The sequence below is a fragment of the Pseudomonas sp. NFACC43 genome (assembly GCF_900119645.1).
Lineage (GTDB): Bacteria > Pseudomonadota > Gammaproteobacteria > Pseudomonadales > Pseudomonadaceae > Aquipseudomonas.
Map to the genome: position 1 here is coordinate 504,885 of NZ_FPKK01000001.1, position 14,615 is coordinate 519,499.

The 14,615-nt window shown below is 61.8% G+C and carries 11 protein-coding genes; 5 read left to right on the plus strand and 6 right to left on the minus strand.

Features of this window, described 5'->3' with window-relative positions; all coding sequences use genetic code 11:
* Nucleotides 1-48: 48 nt before the first annotated feature.
* The 3 genes from mfd to BT179_RS02200 are packed head-to-tail and all read left to right on the plus strand — an operon-like array spanning nucleotide 49 to nucleotide 6,780.
* Complete coding sequence (gene mfd, locus BT179_RS02190) at nucleotides 49-3,498, plus strand: transcription-repair coupling factor (protein WP_072430358.1); 3,450 nt, start codon at nucleotides 49-51, stop codon at nucleotides 3,496-3,498.
* A 10-nt stretch (nucleotides 3,499-3,508) separates the two neighbouring features.
* The gene (locus tag BT179_RS02195; protein ID WP_072388990.1) at nucleotides 3,509-4,075 is read left to right on the plus strand and encodes a CsiV family protein; all 567 of its coding nucleotides are present in this window, start codon (nucleotides 3,509-3,511) and stop codon (nucleotides 4,073-4,075) included.
* A gap of 11 nt (nucleotides 4,076-4,086) precedes the next feature.
* A complete protein-coding gene (locus BT179_RS02200; RefSeq protein WP_072430357.1) occupies nucleotides 4,087-6,780 on the plus strand; it encodes a DEAD/DEAH box helicase in 2,694 nt (897 codons plus the stop codon).
* Between the two features lie 62 nt (nucleotides 6,781-6,842).
* Here the strand turns inward: BT179_RS02200 and BT179_RS02205 are convergent, their stop codons facing one another.
* The 3 genes from BT179_RS02205 to BT179_RS02215 all read right to left on the minus strand — a co-directional run bounded on the left by BT179_RS02205 (nucleotide 6,843) and on the right by BT179_RS02215 (nucleotide 9,487).
* Nucleotides 6,843-7,583, minus strand: a complete 741-nt coding sequence (locus BT179_RS02205) for an S-methyl-5'-thioinosine phosphorylase (protein WP_072430356.1) — start codon at nucleotides 7,581-7,583, stop codon at nucleotides 6,843-6,845.
* Nucleotides 7,584-7,593: 10 nt separating this feature from the next.
* A complete protein-coding gene (gene nagZ, locus BT179_RS02210; RefSeq protein WP_177305086.1) occupies nucleotides 7,594-8,592 on the minus strand; it encodes a beta-N-acetylhexosaminidase in 999 nt (332 codons plus the stop codon).
* Nucleotides 8,593-8,779: 187 nt separating this feature from the next.
* Nucleotides 8,780-9,487, minus strand: a complete 708-nt coding sequence (locus tag BT179_RS02215; protein ID WP_072388997.1) for a TetR/AcrR family transcriptional regulator — start codon at nucleotides 9,485-9,487, stop codon at nucleotides 8,780-8,782.
* Between the two features lie 240 nt (nucleotides 9,488-9,727).
* Here BT179_RS02215 and lexA point away from each other — a divergent pair, with 240 nt between their 5' ends.
* Nucleotides 9,728-10,336 (plus strand): transcriptional repressor LexA, encoded by a 609-nt coding sequence (gene lexA / locus BT179_RS02220; RefSeq protein ID WP_072388999.1) that lies wholly within the window; start codon nucleotides 9,728-9,730, stop codon nucleotides 10,334-10,336.
* Between the two features lie 10 nt (nucleotides 10,337-10,346).
* Nucleotides 10,347-10,820, plus strand: coding sequence for an SOS-induced cell division inhibitor SulA (gene sulA, locus BT179_RS02225; RefSeq protein ID WP_072430354.1), 474 nt, complete (start codon nucleotides 10,347-10,349; stop codon nucleotides 10,818-10,820).
* A gap of 72 nt (nucleotides 10,821-10,892) precedes the next feature.
* On the opposite strand, the gene BT179_RS02230 is transcribed toward sulA, so the two are convergent.
* The 3 genes from BT179_RS02230 to topA form a co-directional block, all read right to left on the minus strand.
* Complete coding sequence (locus BT179_RS02230) at nucleotides 10,893-11,126, minus strand: hypothetical protein (RefSeq protein ID WP_072389598.1); 234 nt, start codon at nucleotides 11,124-11,126, stop codon at nucleotides 10,893-10,895.
* Nucleotides 11,127-11,232: 106 nt separating this feature from the next.
* On the minus strand, nucleotides 11,233-11,757 hold the full coding sequence (locus BT179_RS02235; RefSeq protein ID WP_072430353.1) for a DUF6586 family protein: 525 nt from the start codon (nucleotides 11,755-11,757) through the stop codon (nucleotides 11,233-11,235).
* 190 nt (nucleotides 11,758-11,947) lie between these two features.
* Entirely contained in the window at nucleotides 11,948-14,560 is a 2,613-nt protein-coding gene (topA, locus tag BT179_RS02240) for a type I DNA topoisomerase (RefSeq protein WP_072389005.1), read from the minus strand.
* Nucleotides 14,561-14,615 lie beyond the last annotated feature (55 nt).

Below are 14,615 nucleotides of genomic sequence, written 5' to 3' on the forward strand. Positions count from 1 at the left end.
CCCGCTACAATTGTCGACTTTGTCGCAACGCTTGGAGCTCAACCTTCCGTGCCCGTTCTGCGTCTCCCGCATCTCCCTGCCTGTGCAGGTAAACAGCACTGGGGCAACCTGCCCGGTGCCGCCCTGAGCCTGGCCATCGCCGAGGCCGCCAGCGCTGCAAAGCGCTTCACCCTGCTGCTGACCGCCGACAGCCAGAGCGCCGAGCGGTTGGAACAGGAGCTGAGTTTCTTCGCCCCGGATTTGCCAGTGCTGCATTTCCCGGATTGGGAAACCCTGCCCTACGACCTGTTTTCCCCGCACCAAGACATCATTTCCCAGCGAATCGCCAGCCTCTACCGGTTGCCCGAGCTCAGTCATGGCGTTTTGGTAGTGCCGATCACCACGGCCCTACATCGCCTGGCACCGACCCAGTTCCTGCTCGGTAGCAGCCTGGTGCTGGACATCGGCCAGAAACTCGACGTCGAGCAGATGCGCAGCCGCCTGGAAGCCAGCGGCTATCGTTGCGTCGATACCGTCTACGAGCACGGCGAGTTCGCCGTACGCGGGGCATTGATCGATCTGTTCCCGATGGGCAGCAAGCTGCCTTATCGCATCGACCTGTTCGATGACGAAATCGAGACACTGCGCACCTTCGACCCGGAAAACCAGCGATCCATCGACAAGGTCCAGTCGGTCCGCCTGCTGCCCGCCAAGGAGTTCCCGCTGCAGAAGGAAGCCGTGACCCGTTTCAAGGCACGCTTTCGCGAACGCTTCGATGTGGATTTCCGCCGCTGCCCGATCTTCCAGGACCTGAGCAGCGGGATCACCCCGGCCGGGATCGAGTACTACCTGCCATTGTTCTTCGAAGACACGTCCACGCTGTTCGACTATCTGCCACAGGACACCCAGGTGTTTTCCCTGCCCGGCATCGAACAGGCGGCGGAAAACTTCTGGAACGACGTGCGCAATCGTTACGAAGAGCGCCGCGTCGACCCGGCCCGCCCGCTATTGCCGCCGGCCGAGCTGTTCCTGCCGGTGGAAGACTGCTTTGCCCGCCTCAAGAGCTGGCCCCGCGTGGTGGCCAGCCAGCAGGACGTGGAGCCCGGTGTCGGCCGCGAACGTTTCCCCGCCAAGCCCCTGCCCGACCTGGCCATCGAAGCCAAGGCCACCCAACCGTTGTGGGCCCTGGCGGGCTTTCTCGACGAATTTCCCGGCCGCGTCCTGTTCACCGCCGAGTCCGCCGGACGGCGAGAAGTCCTGCTGGAACTGCTCGAGCGCCTGAAGCTGCGACCCAAGACCGTGGACAGCTGGCCGGACTTCGTCGCCGGCACGGATCGAATGGCGATCACCATCGCGCCGCTGGACGAAGGGCTGGTGCTCGACGATCCGGCCCTTGCACTGGTCGCCGAAAGCCCATTGTTCGGCCAGCGCGTGATGCAGCGCAGGCGCCGCGAGAAACGGGCCGACGCCAGCAACGAAGCCGTCATCAAGAACCTCACCGAGCTGCGCGAGGGCGCCCCGGTGGTGCACATCGACCACGGTGTGGGCCGATACCTGGGCCTGGCCACCTTGGAAGTCGATAACCAGACGGCCGAATTCCTCACCCTGGAATACGCCGAGGGTGCCAAGCTCTACGTGCCGGTGGCGAACCTGCACCTGATCGCACGCTATACCGGCAGCGACGATGCCCTGGCCCCGTTGCACCGCCTGGGCTCGGAAACCTGGCAGAAGGCCAAGCGCAAGGCCGCCGAACAGGTGCGCGACGTCGCCGCCGAGCTGCTGGATATCTACGCCCGCCGGGCCGCGCGGGAAGGTTTCGCGTTCACCGACCCGAAAGCCGATTACGAGACCTTCAGCGCCGGCTTCCCGTTCGAAGAGACCGTCGACCAGCAGACCACCATCGAAGCCGTGCGCGCCGACATGCTCGCGCCCAAGCCGATGGACCGGCTGGTGTGCGGCGATGTCGGCTTCGGCAAGACCGAAGTGGCGATGCGCGCCGCGTTCATTGCCGTGCACAACGGCAAGCAGGTGGCGATCCTGGTGCCGACCACCCTGCTCGCCCAGCAGCACTACAACAGTTTCCGCGACCGCTTCGCCGACTGGCCGGTGACAGTGGAAGTGATGAGCCGCTTCAAATCCGCCAAGGAAGTGAACGCTGCGGTTAAGGATCTGGCCGAGGGCAAGATCGACATCGTCATCGGCACGCATAAATTGCTGCAGGACGATGTGAAGATCAAAAACCTCGGACTGGTGATCATCGACGAAGAGCACCGCTTCGGTGTGCGCCAGAAAGAACAGCTCAAGGCCCTGCGCAGCGAAGTCGACATCCTGACCCTCACCGCCACGCCGATCCCGCGCACGCTGAACATGGCGGTGTCGGGCATGCGCGACCTGTCGATCATCGCCACGCCGCCGGCCCGTCGCCTGTCGGTGCGCACGTTCGTCATGGAACAGAACAAGAGCACGGTCAAGGAAGCCCTGCTGCGGGAGTTGCTGCGTGGCGGCCAGGTCTATTACCTGCACAACGACGTCAAGACCATCGAGAAATGCGCCGCCGACCTGGCCGAGCTGGTACCGGAAGCCCGGATCGGCATCGGCCATGGGCAGATGCGCGAACGTGAACTCGAGCAGGTGATGAGCGATTTCTACCACAAGCGCTTCAACGTGCTGATCGCCTCGACCATCATCGAAACCGGCATCGACGTGCCCAGCGCCAACACCATCATCATCGAGCGCGCCGACAAGTTCGGCCTGGCCCAGTTGCACCAGTTGCGCGGTCGGGTCGGGCGCAGCCATCACCAGGCCTATGCCTACCTGCTGACACCGCCACGCCAGCAGATCACCCCGGATGCTGAGAAACGCCTGGAGGCCATCGCCAATACCCAGGACCTCGGCGCGGGCTTCGTACTGGCGACCAACGACCTGGAAATCCGCGGCGCCGGTGAGCTGCTGGGCGATGGCCAGAGTGGCCAGATCCAGGCCGTCGGCTTCACCCTGTACATGGAAATGCTCGAACGGGCCGTCAAGTCGATCCGCAAGGGCGAACAGCCGAACCTCGACCAGCCCCTGGGTGGCGGGCCGGAAATCAACCTCCGGGTACCGGCGCTGATTCCCGAGGACTATCTGCCGGACGTGCATGCGCGGCTGATTCTCTACAAACGCATCGCCTCGGCCAGCGATGAAGAAGGCCTCAAGGACCTGCAAGTGGAGATGATCGACCGCTTCGGCCTGCTGCCGGAGCCGACCAAGAACCTGGTACGTACCACGCTACTCAAGCTCAAGGCCGAGCAATTGGGCATCAAGAAAGTCGACGGCGGGCCCAACGGCGGCCGTATCGAGTTCGAGGCCCAGACCCCGGTCGATCCGCTGGTGCTGATCAAGCTGATCCAGGGCCAGCCCAAACGCTACAAGTTCGAGGGTGCCACGATGTTCAAGTTCATGGTGCCCATGGAACGCCCGGAAGAGCGTTTCAATACCGTAGAAGCGCTGTTCGAGCGCCTCACCCCGACCACTGCTTGAAGGACGCCCCATGCGCCTGTTTCGCTCACTGACCTTGTTGATGACCCTGGTCGCTCCCCTGGCGTTCGCCGACGACCTGTATCAGGTTGAAATGATCCTGGTACGCCAGAATGCCGAGCCGGCAATCATCAGTCGCGCCGCACCGGAGGACTGGGATGCCGGCGCGCAACGCCTGGCCGCGGACAGCCAGCGCGCGCCAGCCATGGGCAACATCGTGGAGAAACTCAACGCAAGCGGCCAGTACACGGTGCTGATGCACAAAGCCTGGCAACAGACCCTGGGCGAACAGGGCAGCAAGGTCGCCATCAGCGACGGCACCGAACAGTTCGGTCAATTCCCTATCGAAGGCACCCTGGAACTGAAACTGGGACGCTTCACCGACGTGGATGCCGACTTCTGGGTCAACCAGATCGATGGCAATGGCCTGGTCACCGCCAGCGAACGCCTGAAACAGAAAAGCCACACCAAGAATGGCCAGCTCAATTACCTGGACAACGGTCATCTTGCCTTGCTAATCAAGATCACCTCCATGACCACGCCCGCCCCACGGCAGGCGCCTGACGTCATTCCCGACTGACCGGCGCGCCTATGCCCTCGCCCCTGAGCAAACCCCTGGCACCTTCCTGGGTCAATCGATTCAAGGAGCAGAGCCTGGAACGCGGGCGCCGCTACGCGCAGGAAAACCGCATCAGGATCGTCGAGGCCGGTGAAAGCACCATTACCGCCAGTTGCGAAGGCTCTGGCGGCAACGTTTACCGTCAGACCATTCGCCTGAAAGAGTCAGCCAAAGGGACACTGCTGTTGCTTGAAGCGGCGTGCTCCTGCCCGGTACGCATCAACTGCAAGCACTGTGCGGCGGTGCTGCTGCAAGTCCAGGAAACCCTGGCCTACCCGGCCGCCGAAAAAGACGCGCAACTGCTGGAAAAACTTCAGGCGGTGCTGGACAACCGCAGCCCCAAGGCCCCGCCGCAAGTGCTTGTGGACAACGTCCAGCCAGTGCCGCGCCTCTGGCTGGCCAGCATCGAGTTCAGTGCCTTCGAGCCGCGCAATGGCAAGATGCAACGCTATATCCAGCATCGTGCCGCCCTGTCGTTCAGCTACCTGGACGAGTACGTCAGCGGCCAGCGCAATACCGACGTACTGATTCGCCAGGAAACCCAAACGCTGCGGATCAAACGCCAGACCGATGTGGAACAGTCCTATCGCGAACAGCTAAGGATCCTCGGCTTCAAGGTGGCGACCCGACAAAGCAAGGCCCTGCCGGAAAGCGCCGGTGAACTGTACGAAATGGTCAACGACAGCGCCTGGCTGACATTCACGCTCAATGACCTGCCGAAACTGCGTAGCCAGGGCTGGGAATTGCAGATCGACGAGGATTTCGGCTTCGACCTCACCGCCGTGGATGACTGGTACGCCACCGTCGAGCAAACGCCGGAGCGGGACTGGTTCGACCTGGAGCTGGGGATCATCGTCAATGGCGAGCGGCTGAGCCTGCTGCCGATCCTGCTGAACCTGATGCGCTCGCACATCGAGCTGTTCAACCCGGAACGCCTGGCGAGACGGCGCGACGACGAACTGATTCTGGTCAACCTGCCGAACCGCCCGAATTCGCAGTTTGGCCCGCAACAAGTGGCCCTGCCCTATGGCCGACTGAAACCGGTACTGGCGACCCTGGGCGAGTTTTACCTGCAGGAACCGGGCACTACCAAGCTACGCCTGAACAACGCGGACGCCTTGCGCCTCAACCCGTTGCAGGACATGCCCTTGCGTTGGGAAGGCGGCGAGCATATCCGCAGCCTTGCCCAGCGCCTTCGAGACATCAAGGACTACACGGCCACCGCGCCAGAGGGACTGAACGCGACATTGCGGCCTTATCAGCTCGAAGGCTTGAGCTGGATGCAATCGCTGCGGCAGCTGGAAGTCGGCGGCATCCTCGCGGACGACATGGGCCTGGGCAAGACCCTACAGACCCTGGCGCATATTCTCAGCGAAAAAAATGCCGGCCGCCTGGACCGGCCCTGCATGGTGGTAATGCCCACCAGCCTGATTCCCAACTGGCTCGACGAAGCAGCCCACTTCACACCGCAACTGAAGGTGCTGGCCCTGTATGGCGCCGGACGCAAGAAGCACTTCGATCGGCTGGCCGATTACGACCTGGTACTGACCACCTACGCGCTGCTACCCAAGGATGTCGAGCGCCTGGCGGCGCAATCGCTGCATGTACTGATCCTCGACGAAGCCCAGTACATCAAGAACCCCACCAGCAAAGCCGCCCAGGCCGCCCGAGAACTCAATGCCCGGCAGCGCCTGTGCCTGTCCGGCACGCCCCTGGAGAATCACTTGGGCGAGCTGTGGTCTCTGTTTCATTTCCTTCTGCCGGGGTGGCTGGGCGACGTCAAGAGCTTCAACCGCGATTACCGCGTGCCGATTGAAAAACGCGGCAGCGACGCGAGGCTCAAGCACCTCAATGGTCGGGTGAAACCCTTCCTGCTGCGCAGGACCAAAGAACAAGTGGCGACGGAACTGCCGCCCAAGACCGAGATCGTCCATTGGGTTGAACTCAGCGATGCCCAGCGGGACGTCTACGAAACCATGCGCCTGGCCATGGACAAGAAAGTCCGCGACGAGATCACCCGAAAAGGCGTGGCTCGCAGCCAGATCATCATCCTCGAGGCGTTGCTCAAGCTGCGCCAGGTGTGTTGCGATTTGCGCCTGATCAACGACGCCAACCTGCCCAGCAAGGGCAGCACCTCGGGCAAACTCGACAGCCTGATGGAAATGCTCGAAGAGTTGTTCGAAGAAGGCCGCCGGGTGCTGCTGTTTTCCCAGTTCACCTCGATGCTGGCGCTGATCGAGAGCGAGCTGAAAAAACGCGGGATCGATTACGCCATCCTGACCGGCCAGACCCGGGATCGGCGCACGCCCGTCAAGGAGTTCCAGAGCGGTAAGCGCCAGATCTTCCTGATCAGCCTGAAGGCTGGAGGCGTGGGCCTGAACCTGACCGAGGCCGATACCGTGATCCATTACGATCCGTGGTGGAACCCCGCCACAGAAAACCAGGCAACTGATCGCGCCTACCGCATCGGCCAGGAAAAACCGGTGTTCGTCTACAAGCTGATTGCCCGAGGCACAGTGGAAGAAAAGATACAGCTGCTGCAAAAAGAAAAATCCGACCTCGCTGCGGGCGTGCTGGACGGCCGCGTGGCAGGAGACTGGCAATTGCAGAGCGACGATATCGAGGCGCTGTTTGCCCCGCTGCCGGATAAGCTGGAAAAGCGCTGACGTCGGCGAAGCCCCTGTCCACGCCCTTCCCCAGTAAGAGCGCACAGGCCCGCAATAGCCGGCTATCCCGCCGCCAGCACCCGGGCCAGCACCGACTTCACTGTTCCCATCCCGTCACGCAACGCCTGCTCGATTTCTGCCATGCTGATGACCGTCGCGGATTTCCCGGCGGCCGGGTTCACCACCAGGGCCAGGCAGGCGTAGTCCAGTTTCAGCTCACGGGCCAGTGCCGCTTCCGGCATGCCGGTCATGCCGACGATGTCGCAACCATCGCGCTCCAGCCGTACGATCTCGGCGGCCGTCTCCAGGCGCGGCCCCTGGGTACAGCCATGGACGCCTCGATCGCTGTAGTCGCAGCCCTCGGCGACCAGGGCAGCGATCAGCCGCTGGCGCAGCAGCTCGCTGTAGGGATAGCTGAAGTCGATATGGGTGACCGCTTCCAGGTCATCGGCGAAATAGGTGTGCTGACGACCGCTGGTGTAATCGATCAACTGATGGGGCACGCAAAGATGTCCGGTCCCCATGGCCGCATGAATCCCACCCACGGCGTTGACGGCCAGGATCGCCTCTGCACCGGCCTGCTTCAGGGCCCAGAGATTGGCGCGATAGTTCACCTGATGGGGCGGGAAGCGATGAGGATGACCATGACGAGCCAGGAACAGGACTTCACGCCCGGCGAATTCGCCAATGTGCACCTGGGAGGACGGTGCGCCATAGGGTGTCTCCACCGTCAGGGACTGGCGAATGGCCAGGCCCTCCAGTTGGGCCAGGCCGGTACCGCCGATGATTGCGTGAACGGCCATCGATGATGTCCTAGTCGATCAGTTGGGCAGCCTTCAAGGCGCCGATCGCCGTCAGCCAGCGTGGATCCTGGCGATACTCGGTGGTGGCGAACGCCTGGCCACGCATGCGGTCGATCCGTGCCGACGGCTTGACCTTCAACCGCTGTGCAGCACTCAAGGCCAGCTCAGCGGCTGCGCGGTCGTTGCACACCAAGCCCATGTCGCATCCGGCCGATAGCGCGGCCTCGATGCGACTGGCAGCATCGCCAACAACGTGGGCGCCAGCCATCGACAGGTCATCACTGAAGATCACGCCGTCGAACTGCAGCTCGCCTCGCAGGATGTCCTGCAGCCAGCGTCGGGAAAAACCTGCCGGGTTGGCATCGACCTGGGGATAGATGACATGGGCGGGCATCACTGCGGCCAACTGCTTGCTCAATCTGGCGAAGGGCACCAGGTCATTGGCGCGGATCTGCTCCAGGCTGCGCTCATCATTGGGGATGGCCACGTGAGAGTCGGCCTCGGCCCAGCCATGACCGGGAAAATGCTTGCCGGTGGCCGCCATGCCGGCGGCCTTCATGCCACGAATGAACGCACCTGCCAGCGATGCCACGCGCTCGGGATCACCTTCGAAAGAACGACTACCAACCACGGCGCTGCGCTGGTAATCGAGATCCAGCACCGGCGCGAAGCTCAGGTCGAGACCGACAGCCAGCACCTCGGTGGCCATGATCCAGCCGCACTGCTCGGCCAGGTATTCGGCATTCGGATTGTCGGCAATGGCCCGCATGGCCGGCAAACGGACGAACCCCTGGCGCAGGCGCTGAACGCGCCCCCCCTCCTGGTCCACCGCCAGCAGAAGGTCTGGACGAATGGCCCGTATCGACGCGCTCAACTCGCGAACCTGCCGTGGATGCTCGATATTTCGAGCGAAAATGATCAGGCCGCCCACTTCCGGCTGACGCAACAGGTGGCGGTCCTCGGCCGTCAGCCAGGTACCGGCGACGTCCACCATCAACGAGCCTTGCAGGCCAGAAGTCATAATAGTTCCTTGATAATGATGAATCCGCACGGCGGCTGCGCGACCGCACCCTCAGGCGCCTGGCCCGACAGAACGCGGTCACGCAATGGGAGATGGGGCGGATTCGAAACGAGAGTGTGCATGGGCGGCTAGCTTAGCGGATGTAGGCCGCCGCGCCCACCCATGCACCGGGCACTCAGGCCTTGGCGAGCGCCGGTGTCGATTTGCTGCGCGGACGCAATTGCGCGGCCGCCATGGCGTCGTCGGTGACGCCGCTCTCGGCGCGCATGCCGGCCGCCAGGAACGGCACCATCAGGCGCATCACCTGCTCGATGGACGTGTTCACGCCGAAATCGGTTTCGGCGATGGCCCTCAAGGCCTTGATACCGGACATGCTGAACGCAGCGGCACCGAGCATGAAATGCACGCGCCAGAACAGCTCGATGGGCGGGATACGCGGTGCGGCTTCGTTGACCAGAAGCATGTAGCGGCGGAACACCTTGCCGTACATGTCTTCGAGGTAACGCCGCAGGTGTCCCTGGCTCTGGCTGAAGGCCAGGCCCAGGAGGCGCATGAAAATGGACAGATCGTTGCCACTGCGTGGTTGCACGGCAAGCGCCTGCTCGACCAGCATCTCCAGCAATTCTTCGAGGGTGGGCTTGACGTCGGGCTTGGCCTGGCGGCGCTCCAGCTCGCGGTCGAGGCTGAGGCAGAAAGGCCCGAGGAAGCGCGAGAAGACCGCCTGGATCAGCGCCTTCTTCGAGCCGAAATGATAGTTCACCGCCGCCAGGTTCACCCCGGCCTTGCTGGTAATCAGACGCAACGAGGTTTCGGCAAAACCTTTTTCCGCGAACAACTGCTCGGCAGCATCGAGAATGCGTTCAACGGTTTCCGACTGGGCCATGGCTACTCCGCCTGACAAACACTTGTTTGAAACATACGTTTCAGCCCCCGCGTTGTCAAGCCTGGCGGGACGTTTTGCGAACGGGCGGTCAGCTATTTAACCATACCTTTGACAGGCTGTAGCCATGGCGCATCCAGCAGCTCCTTCTACCGTCCGGCGGTCCGAGAAAAAAGGAGGATTGCCAAGCGGCCGCCACTGTATATAATCCCAGTCACTGTATAAAAAGACAGAGCGATCAATATGCTAAAGCTGACGCCACGCCAAGCAGAGATTCTGGCCTTCATCAAACGCTGCCTAGAAGACAACGGCTACCCGCCGACCCGCGCGGAAATCGCTCAGGAACTGGGTTTCAAGTCGCCCAACGCGGCGGAAGAACATCTCAAGGCCCTCGCTCGCAAAGGCGCGATCGAAATGACGCCCGGCGCGTCCCGCGGGATCCGCATCCCCGGCTTCGAAGCCAAGGCCGACGAAACCACCCTGCCGATCATTGGCCGCGTGGCGGCAGGCGCTCCGATCCTTGCTGAACAACACGTCGAAGAATCCTGCAACATCAACCCTTCTTTCTTCCATCCCCGGGCCGATTATCTTCTTCGCGTCCACGGCATGAGCATGAAGGACATCGGCATTTTCGATGGCGACCTGCTGGCGGTGCACACCACTCGCGAAGCCCGCAATGGCCAGATCGTCGTGGCGCGTATCGGTGACGAAGTGACCGTCAAGCGCTTCAAGCGCGATGGCAGCAAGGTCTGGCTGATCGCCGAAAACCCCGAATTCGCCCCCATCGAAGTGAACCTGAAAGAACAGGATCTCGTCATCGAAGGCTTGAGCGTCGGCGTCATTCGCCGCTAAAGGAGGCTTTATGCATTTCCCTCACACACCACAGCACACGCAACTGCCGCTGTTCGAGGCATTCATGGCCCAGCCTTTGGCTCCAGTCCTGAAAGATGTGATCGAATCACCCTGGGGCGTCGAGCCCGAGGCCTTCAGTGAATTGTCGTTACGTGGTGCGGCCGGGAACTGCCTGAACCTGCTGGCCCCGATCCTGCGGGAGTTGAGCCAGGACCAGGACGCTCGCTGGTTGACGCTGATCGCGCCTCCGGCGAGCGTTACCCAAGCCTGGCTGCGAGATGCCGGCCTCAATCGCGAGCGTATCCTGCTGCTGCAGCCCCGAGGCACTCAGAGCGCCCAACAGTTGACGTGCGAAGCACTGCGCCTGGGCCGTAGCCATACGGTGGTCAGCTGGCTCAACCCGCTATCCCCTGCCGTGCGGCAACAGTTGATCAGCGCCGCTCGCGTCGGAGACGCACAAAGCCTGAATATTCGTTTGGGGTAGGACAACCACGAGGCTTCTCCAGGACAGAGAAGCCGGTCAGCAAATCATCTTTCAAAAACCGACAAACGGATATCAATGAAGAACCCGTGGTCCTTCTTCCTTGCTGAACTCACCTTCAACCAGGCGCCCTGCCATTTGGACACCCACGCTCAACATCGCCTTGGCGACTTCGACGTGCTGCCCCTGAAGGAACGCCTTGGCGTCTTCGGAGAAACTCAGGGTAACCAGGGAACCCTCGTCCTCAGCCCTGCGCAGCTCGATGCGGCCGTCAGGAAGTTCGACAATTTCTAGAAAGGACGTAGGCATAAAAGTCTGTTCTCCACGAAAGGCGAGGATTATATCGCCATCGGCCAGGATTCGCTCGGGATCTTGACCAAGCGTTGTCAATGAACGTTACGGTCCGAAAAGACCATCAGCATTCGTTCAACCCTTCACGGAAACGAATCGCCAGGCTTTTGAGATTCTGGCGCCAGCTCTCCAGCTCCTCCCGACTCAATTCGTCCTCAGGCTCCGGTTCGTCCAGGTTGACCGCCACAATCAACGGCTGGGTTACATCGCCCTTGGGCTTGTGCGGTGCCCGCGGCGGCTGGAACAGCGCCCCATGGGCCGCCAGCAATCTGGCCAGCCAGGTTTCAGGGTTCTGAGCCAGTTCGATCATTTCCGCCAGCTCGGGGATGGCGATGTCCTGGAGGACCTCGCGGGTCAACAGCAGCTCTGCACGCGGAGCATTGGCCTGAGGCAAGCGATAGAAGCCTGCGATTTCATGACACAACCCCAATAACGCACCGTACAGGTGAAACAAGGCGGACTCACGCCCAGCCTGGATCAGTGCAGGGGAGTTCATTGCTCGTCCATCCTCGGCCCTGGCGAGCGCCTCGAGCGACAGGCCGGCGAAATAGATTTTCTGGTTGGTGCGGGTATAGAGCTCGTGGGCCATGGCGGCATCCTCCCAACGACATGAAAGCTTCACGCAAGAGCGACAGTGTCATGGATCAACCGAGGCGACTGCAAGCCAAAAACAGAAAAGGCCCCATGACGGGGCCTTTTCTGTTCAACAACGGTGCTGTGGGAGCTGCCTGGTCATTCTGCGCACGCAAGCACTTTCATCCCCAAGTCATTGCCGACAATCAGCGTTTGTCTTCAACGGTCCACTTGCCGCCGTCGTAGTACGCCTTCCAGCCGGTGGGCTTGCCGTCGACCTCAGTCTGGACGTACTGCTCCTTGGTCTTGCGACTGTAGCGAATCACTGCCGGGCGACCGTCCGGATCCTTCTGCGGCGCTTCGCAAAGGAAATGGTACTTGGGATCGATCTCGTCCTTGTGCGGCAGCAGCTCTATCACCAGCGGTGCCCGGGTTTCACGGTTTTTCGGGAACTGGCTGGCGGCCAGGAACAGGCCGGACGCACCGTCACGCAGGATGTAGGTGTCGTTGACCTTCTCGCACTTGAGCTCAGGCATCTTCACCGGATCCATCTTCGGCGGTGCGGCGTCACCACTGCGCAGCAGTTTGCGGGTGTTCTTGCAGGTCGGGTTGGTGCAACCGAAAAACTTGCCGAAACGGCCGGTCTTGAGCTGCATCTCGCTACCGCACTTGTCGCACTCCAGGCTCGGGCCTTCATACCCCTTGATGCGATAGCTGCCCTCTTCGATCTCGTAGCCCGCACAATCCGGATTGTTACCGCAGATATGCAGCTTGCGCTTCTCATCCAGCAGGTAGGCATCCATCGCCGTGCTGCAGATCGGGCAGCGATGCTTGCCACGCAACACCAGGGATTCCGATTCCCCCTCGTCGTCCGCTGCGATTTCATCCCCCGGAACCAGGTTGACCGTGGCCTTGCAGCGCTCCTTGGGTGGCAGGCTGTAGCCCGAGCAACCCAGGAAGACGCCGGTCGAAGCCGTGCGGATCTGCATTGGACGACCGCAGGTCTGGCATGGAATATCGGTCATGACCGGCTGATTGGCCCGCATGCCGTTGTCCGGGCTCTCCGCCACTTCGAGTTTTTTCTTGAAGTCGCCGTAGAACTCATCCAGGACGTTTTTCCAGTCCCGCTCGCCCTGGGCCACATCGTCGAGATTCTCTTCCATATCGGCGGTAAAGCCGTAGTCCATCAGGTTCGAGAAGCTCTCGGACAGGCGCTCGGTCACGATATCGCCCATCTTTTCCGAGTAGAACCGACGATTATGCAGCGCTACATAGCCACGATCCTGGATGGTGGAAATGATCGCTGCATAAGTCGAAGGACGACCGATACCACGCTTTTCCATCTCCTTGACCAGGCTGGCTTCCGAGTAGCGTGCCGGTGGCTTGGTGAAATGCTGCGTCGGATCGAGCTTGATGAGTTTCAGCACGTCGCCCTGGGCCATGTCCGGCAGGACATCGTCATCCCCAGGCTTGGTGATCTGCGGCATGACCCGGGTGTAGCCGTCGAACTTGAGGATGCGGCCCTTGGCGCGCAGCTCGAAGTCCCCGGCACCGACGCTGACGGTGGTGGACAGGTACTGGGCAGGCAGCATCTGGCATGCCAGGAACTGACGCCAGATCAGCTCGTACAGGCGCTCGGCATCACGCTCCATGCCCGACAGCTTGCTCGGCTCGGTATTGGCATCGGAGGGACGAATCGCTTCGTGAGCCTCCTGTGCGCCTTCCTTGCTGCTATAGACATTTGGCGTGTCCGGCAGGTACTTCTTGCCGAATTCGCTTTCGATGTAGGTGCGCGCCATCGCCACGGCATCGGCCGAAAGGTTGGTCGAGTCGGTACGCATGTAAGTGATGTAGCCCGCTTCGTACAGACGCTGGGCCATCATCATGGTTTTCTTCACGCCGAAGCCCAGGCGGTTGCTCGCGGCCTGCTGCAGAGTGGAGGTAATGAACGGCGCCGATGGCTTGCTGCTGGTCGGCTTGTCTTCACGCTTGACGATGCTGTAGCTGGAAGCCTTGAGCTTCTCCAGCGCAGCCATGGCCTGGGCTTCGTTGAGCGGCTTGAAGGCTTCGCCCTTCTCGCGGGCGACTTCGAAGCGCACGGTCGCGCCCTTGGTCGTGCCGAGGTCCGCATGCACTTCCCAATACTCTTCGGGAATGAACGCACGAATTTCCCGCTCGCGCTCCACCACCAGCTTCACTGCTACCGACTGCACACGACCGGCCGACAGGCCGCGGGCGATCTTGGCCCACAGCAGGGGCGAAACCATGTAGCCCACCACCCGGTCGAGGAAACGACGCGCCTGCTGGGCGTTGACCCGATCGATGTCCAGCTCGCCCGGCTCGGAGAACGCTTCCTGGATGGCCTTCTTGGTGATCTCGTTGAACACCACGCGCTTGTAGCGGCTGTCATCCCCCCCGATGGCTTCGCGCAGGTGCCAGGCGATGGCTTCCCCTTCGCGGTCCAAGTCCGTCGCCAGGTAGATGGTGTCGGCATCCTTGGCGAGCCGACGCAATTCTTCGATGACCTTTTCCTTGCCCGGGAGGATCTCGTACTTGGCCTTCCAGCCATGCTCCGGATCGACTCCCATGCGCGAGACCAGCTGCTTGCGCGCCTTTTCCTTCGGCGACAGCGCCGGCGCTTCGCCCGCAGTGGCCTTGCCGCGCTTGGCGGCTGGCTCCTTGCTGGCGCTAGCCGAACCGCTGGTGGGCAGGTCACGGATATGGCCGATACTCGACTTCACCACGTATTGGTTACCCAGATACTTGTTGATGGTCTTGGCCTTAGCCGGGGATTCCACAATGACCAGCGATTTGCCCATGGATCAGAAAATTCCTGAATTCTAAAAAGTGAAAGGCGGTTGGCGCCTGACGCGG

Coding starts and splice junctions, on each gene's coding strand:
- BT179_RS02230 (WP_072389598.1), bottom strand. CDS start 11,126: ATGCCTACGTCCTTTCTAGAAATTGTCGAACTTCCTGACGGCCGCATC.
- BT179_RS02205 (WP_072430356.1), bottom strand. CDS start 7,583: ATGGCCGTTCACGCAATCATCGGCGGTACCGGCCTGGCCCAACTGGAG.
- BT179_RS02200 (WP_072430357.1), top strand. CDS start 4,087: ATGCCCTCGCCCCTGAGCAAACCCCTGGCACCTTCCTGGGTCAATCGA.
- lexA (WP_072388999.1), top strand. CDS start 9,728: ATGCTAAAGCTGACGCCACGCCAAGCAGAGATTCTGGCCTTCATCAAA.
- BT179_RS02215 (WP_072388997.1), bottom strand. CDS start 9,487: ATGGCCCAGTCGGAAACCGTTGAACGCATTCTCGATGCTGCCGAGCAG.
- topA (WP_072389005.1), bottom strand. CDS start 14,560: ATGGGCAAATCGCTGGTCATTGTGGAATCCCCGGCTAAGGCCAAGACC.
- sulA (WP_072430354.1), top strand. CDS start 10,347: ATGCATTTCCCTCACACACCACAGCACACGCAACTGCCGCTGTTCGAG.
- BT179_RS02235 (WP_072430353.1), bottom strand. CDS start 11,757: ATGGCCCACGAGCTCTATACCCGCACCAACCAGAAAATCTATTTCGCC.
- BT179_RS02195 (WP_072388990.1), top strand. CDS start 3,509: ATGCGCCTGTTTCGCTCACTGACCTTGTTGATGACCCTGGTCGCTCCC.